7 protein-coding genes are annotated in these 4466 nt (G+C 40.3%); 2 read left to right on the top strand and 5 right to left on the bottom strand.

Annotation, left to right across the window (positions count from 1 at the left end):
- Nucleotides 1–509: 509 nt before the first annotated feature.
- Entirely contained in the window at nt 510–689 is a 180-nt protein-coding gene (locus AACS92_RS18965; RefSeq protein ID WP_099111964.1) for a hypothetical protein, read from the top strand.
- A gap of 327 nt (nt 690–1016) precedes the next feature.
- Here AACS92_RS18965 and AACS92_RS18960 read toward each other — a convergent pair whose 3' ends face one another.
- The gene (locus tag AACS92_RS18960; protein ID WP_099111963.1) at nt 1017–1586 is read right to left on the bottom strand and encodes a hypothetical protein; all 570 of its coding nucleotides are present in this window, start codon (nt 1584–1586) and stop codon (nt 1017–1019) included.
- Nucleotides 1587–1699: 113 nt separating this feature from the next.
- On the opposite strand from AACS92_RS18960, the gene AACS92_RS18955 reads away from it, so the two are divergent.
- Entirely contained in the window at nt 1700–1990 is a 291-nt protein-coding gene (locus AACS92_RS18955) for a hypothetical protein (RefSeq protein ID WP_099111962.1), read from the top strand.
- 100 nt (nt 1991–2090) lie between these two features.
- On the opposite strand, the gene ssb is transcribed toward AACS92_RS18955, so the two are convergent.
- The 4 genes from ssb to AACS92_RS18935 are packed head-to-tail and all read right to left on the bottom strand — an operon-like array spanning nt 2091 to nt 4236.
- Entirely contained in the window at nt 2091–2606 is a 516-nt protein-coding gene (gene ssb / locus AACS92_RS18950) for a single-stranded DNA-binding protein (RefSeq protein WP_099111961.1), read from the bottom strand.
- On the bottom strand, nt 2607–3224 hold the full coding sequence (locus tag AACS92_RS18945; protein ID WP_099111960.1) for an ERF family protein: 618 nt from the start codon (nt 3222–3224) through the stop codon (nt 2607–2609).
- Nucleotides 3225–3226: 2 nt separating this feature from the next.
- Nucleotides 3227–3901: an exodeoxyribonuclease X gene (gene exoX, locus AACS92_RS18940; RefSeq protein ID WP_099111959.1), complete on the bottom strand. Its 675-nt coding sequence runs from the start codon at nt 3899–3901 to the stop codon at nt 3227–3229.
- Nucleotides 3901–4236 (bottom strand): hypothetical protein, encoded by a 336-nt coding sequence (locus AACS92_RS18935; RefSeq protein WP_099111958.1) that lies wholly within the window; start codon nt 4234–4236, stop codon nt 3901–3903. The genes exoX and AACS92_RS18935 overlap by 1 nt, the downstream gene beginning before the upstream one ends.
- Nucleotides 4237–4466 lie beyond the last annotated feature (230 nt).

The raw sequence follows: 4466 nt of genomic DNA, 5'->3' as shown, positions 1-4466 counted from the left end.
TTATGACAGTAACGACAAATCACATCCACTTTAGCCATATCTCACCCAGAATAAAAAGTAGGGAGTTTATCACAAGATCTAATCATTGGGAGCATGACCATTTATTTTCTATAAATCACTAAAAGAAAACCGCAGAGCAAATAAATATTTGGGGATGTTTATATCGTTATTTATTTTAATCCCAATAGTAACATTTCATTTACTATCATATAAAATAATAAGTTTTTGAATAATAATTATAGTTAAATATCAGCCTCGCATTCGTGAGGCTTTTTATTACCTGAATTAATTCGCTAGCCTCAAAAATAAATCCAACACCAGGGATCTTATTAATCGTTTTCACTAACGAGGGGTTTTTACATGCGTAATAACATGCACGATGGATGCGCGGTCGCTCCCGCAAAACCACAAGCTATCAGGAACAGGTGCACATGGAAGCGCCGAATTACTCTCTTTCTCATCTCATTAACTGTATTTATTCCCGTTTAATCACAATGGAGAAATAACACATGCGTCTCACAAGATTTGCAGTTAAAAAACGCCACGGCATGGAACAAATAGCGCGAATTGCTCAAGAAAATGAATTAACTGAATCAGAACTTGATGATCTGGTTAATGAAATTAAGTTCAGACTGTTGATGGCACGGAGCAAAAAACAAACAGCTAAATTTGAAAGGATCCCATTATGAGAAATTTCGATTACAACACTCACACCAATCCCAATAATAAATCTCAGCAACAGAAATATACAGAAAAACAAATCGCCGAACACAACTGGCTGCAATATGAAAGGGAGATGTTAGGCAGAGAAGGAGTACTATATACCTTTTCATAATAGTGAGAGTATCAGCATGCGGTGTTCCTTACCCCGCGTGTCACGCGGGGTAAGGAGTACTCCTATCATTTTGAAAAGCTATTTAGGTCGAGTGCTTTAAATAACGGGAGGGGAGTTTGCCATAAATCTTTAAATTCGGGTGGAGTGTTACTACCACCAAAATCTGCCATATTATTTCCAGTTATTTGTTTGGGTGACGTATCTTATAAACTGAGTTCTGGGTTTTAATATATCCGTCTGATTGGTAAGTTTCAGAATTTTTCACTAATGAAGTTCTTATCTGAGTTCCATCTTTAAATCGGTTGTAGTTATCGTTAAATATCTTTCCAACTGCCATCGTTTTATCATTGCCAATATGAACGAAATCAGTTAATTCTATTTCGGCGGTGAATTGAAGTGTCTCTTTGGATTCCATTGGCTCATTTCTCATTGCTTCAATGTTAGGCATTTCTGAGCGAATAATTTCCAGAGCGGCATCTCGACTAATTTCATGTTCTAATCGTTGTATCAGCCAACCATCTAAATCATTTGAATGACTGGCTATCTCAGATGAGAGGTCTTCTTCTATCCACTCAAAAATACTCTCTGACCATGCCAGCGCTGAGAGGCTATCTCCTTTTTCCAGAAAGTAATTGATAATGGAAAGTGTCAGTAATTGTCTTTCTATTACCCATGTGCCTGCTAATTCATTCGCAGCTTTACTTTGCAGTTTATTTATTTCTTTTTGTAATTCAATTACATTATTTTTCATTGTTTTTTCCATATTTAATGTTTACATAATCAATGTACATAAAAATTGATGGTTTTAAAAAGGAACATCAAGGTTAGTATTTTAGGGCTAACCATCTAAAATAGAGGTGATATATGGTATGGACAGTTGTTGATGATGAGGACGCATTAAAAAATATAAACGCAGGTTTCTCTGAAACGGCGTTAATGAATTATAATTCATGGGTAAATAATATAAGAAACAAAGGACTCCATCCCAAAAAAGCAGCAGAAGAGATAGGTGATGCTAATTATAAAAGAATGAAAGGTACTTCTAAAAATGTCCAACAATTCGAAATAAGGCTCAATGGCAGTGACAGAGTGTCATTTATCTTGGATAAAAAGAATCAAGACATCTACGTTACTGATATAGGCGGACACTCTTAGATAATGCAGATTGTCCAATACAATAAGACAGTGGGTCATGCAATTATGGTGCCCCGCTTTCCCCGCACAGCAGCGTAGTGTTATATGGAGTTAGAGTTAGTTAAATCAAATAGATAGTATGGCTGGGGTATTGCTTGCCGATAGGAGCGAATGGCACGTCATCGGCAAAATCCATTGGCGGTGCTGATTGTGGCTGTTGTGGTTTCCCCCATCCCTGAGATTGTTGTTGCTGTCTTGGGTGCTGCTGTTGTGACTGCTGGCTTTCCTGTCTGGCTCCTAGCATTTGCATCGTTCCACCGATATTTACCACCACCTCAGTGGAATAGCGATCCTGCCCTTGTTGGTCTTGCCACTTTCGAGTTTGTAGCTGGCCTTCAATATAAACCTGAGTACCTTTTCTCAGATATTCACCGGCAATTTCGGCGAGTTTCCTGAATGTCACCACTCTGTGCCATTCGGTTTTTTCCTTCATTTCACCGGATTGTTTATCCCGCCATGCTTCAGAGGTAGCTAGTGTGATATTTGTCACCGCACCACCATTTGGTAGATAACGTACCTCTGGGTCTTGGCCTAAGTGACCAACTAAAATAACCTTGTTAACGCCGCGTTGTGCCATTTATGCCACCTGTTTCAGTTCTTTAAATCGGATTCCGGTCACTTCCTTACATTTTTCTTGTAAGTCTGGGTGTCCTTCCAGTGATTTCCATGTATTGGAATATTGTTGCTGTAGTTTTTCTCTGCTGCTTTCATGAGTTGCATATTCAGTAAAATCCCGCAAAATTTCATCGGCTCCTTTAGATGCCACATGATGGATTTCTGCGTCAGCATCAATGGCTGTTTCTTCTGTTGGAATACAGAACGCCTGAAATGCAGCATATTTATATGCGATGGACATAGCTTTGTTCGTTGCTTTGTCTCCGCTATCCATCGCTTCACCAAACGTGGTCACAGTATGCTTGCTGCCATCTTCTGTGGCGATAAAGTCAAATTCAGCTTTGACGACGACATAAAACAGCGCACCTCCTGTTTTTGTGGCCCGTTCTGTTACGGTGCGTTCAGTTATGCGTGGCAAGATAAGTAATCCATGTTTGACTAGTGCCGGGGCTAGTGCGTTATAAACAGCATCAATCCCCCTGAACATGAACTTTTGAACTTTATTCTCGCTGTTTTTTTTAATCCCTGTTTCAGCCAGTTCTTTGGCAACATTACTGATAGCTTTGTAGACTGCACTCATAACTACCTCGATAACCAATAATTGAGGGTAAATTCAATATCAGGATCAATGTCAGGCTGCTTTAATAGCCATGTAAAATAGCTGGGGTTAGTTTTTTTAACCTCTTCAAATGTCATGCCTTTGTGCTTGCCAAATCTGAACTTGTGCAGCAATGAGGGCTGGTGACTAATCTTCAGCATCTCTTCATCAGACCAACCTGATTCATCCTTGAGGCGTTTAAATAGTGCGGCGGTGACTATGCAGTCATACAGTGCCCTGTGTGCATGTAATCCATCCGGTACAAAAACATCCAGTTTTAGTGCATACCGGAGATATTGGTTGCTGTGACTTTCCATGTCTGGCCACAAACGCTTAGCTAATTTCAATGTGCAGATAAACGGTGCATCCATCTCCGGCATCATGCGCGAATCGAAAGCGGCATTATGTGCAACCAGAAAGTCAGCCCCCTTGTATTTATCAATAACATCATCAATTAGCGGAGAATTAGCGACCATTTCATCCGTAATATGGTGAATCGCCATTGCTCCGACTGAGATGGGTTGTTGGGGATTGACGAAATGAGATTGTTTTTCCATGTAATTTATGATGTTACTTACAATGTCAATACTGGCTATCTCAACAATTCCGCTGTCCATATCACAGGTTTCGGTGTCTACTACTCTGTAAATTGTCAAAATTAATCTCCTGTCCAGATACCACCATTATGGCGGCGAGGTGATTCACCCCGATAGTGATCGTGCTCTTTACTATTCTTTGACCAGTACTCTCGCCACCCCTGACGTATCTCTTCGTCACGCTGTTCTTGCATATGCTGGGGTAGGGGCGGGTTAAATGAAGATTTATAGTTAATATTGAATAGTCGCTCTGCTAAGACACGCTCCTTAGCACTCATGATTGCGGGATGTGGCGTTTTATTACTGATTGCCGCGACCAGTTCATTCAGATACCGTTCTCGCTCCTTCGGGTCTTTTGGCACAAAACAGCCGGGCGATCTGCGGGGATAAGTGTTCATCTGAAATCCCCCCTAAATTCCATCTCACTGGCTAAATAGCTTTTCAAAATGATAGGCGAATCAAAGAAACTCAGTCCTATTTTTGCGAACTTTTTAATCGCAAAACCAAAAAAACACAAAAAGGAAGGACTGAGTTATGGCCATCGTACCACCAATTCCGCGCAATGAGCGGCGTCAAATGAGAAAAATTGTCCAAAAAACGGCAGATAAAAACTATGCTCGCCGGATTA

Source organism: Xenorhabdus sp. KJ12.1, assembly GCF_963876495.1.
Lineage (GTDB): Bacteria > Pseudomonadota > Gammaproteobacteria > Enterobacterales > Enterobacteriaceae > Xenorhabdus > Xenorhabdus stockiae.
The sequence above is the reverse complement of the archived record's forward strand: the minus strand, read 5'-3'. Positions and strand labels throughout refer to the sequence as shown.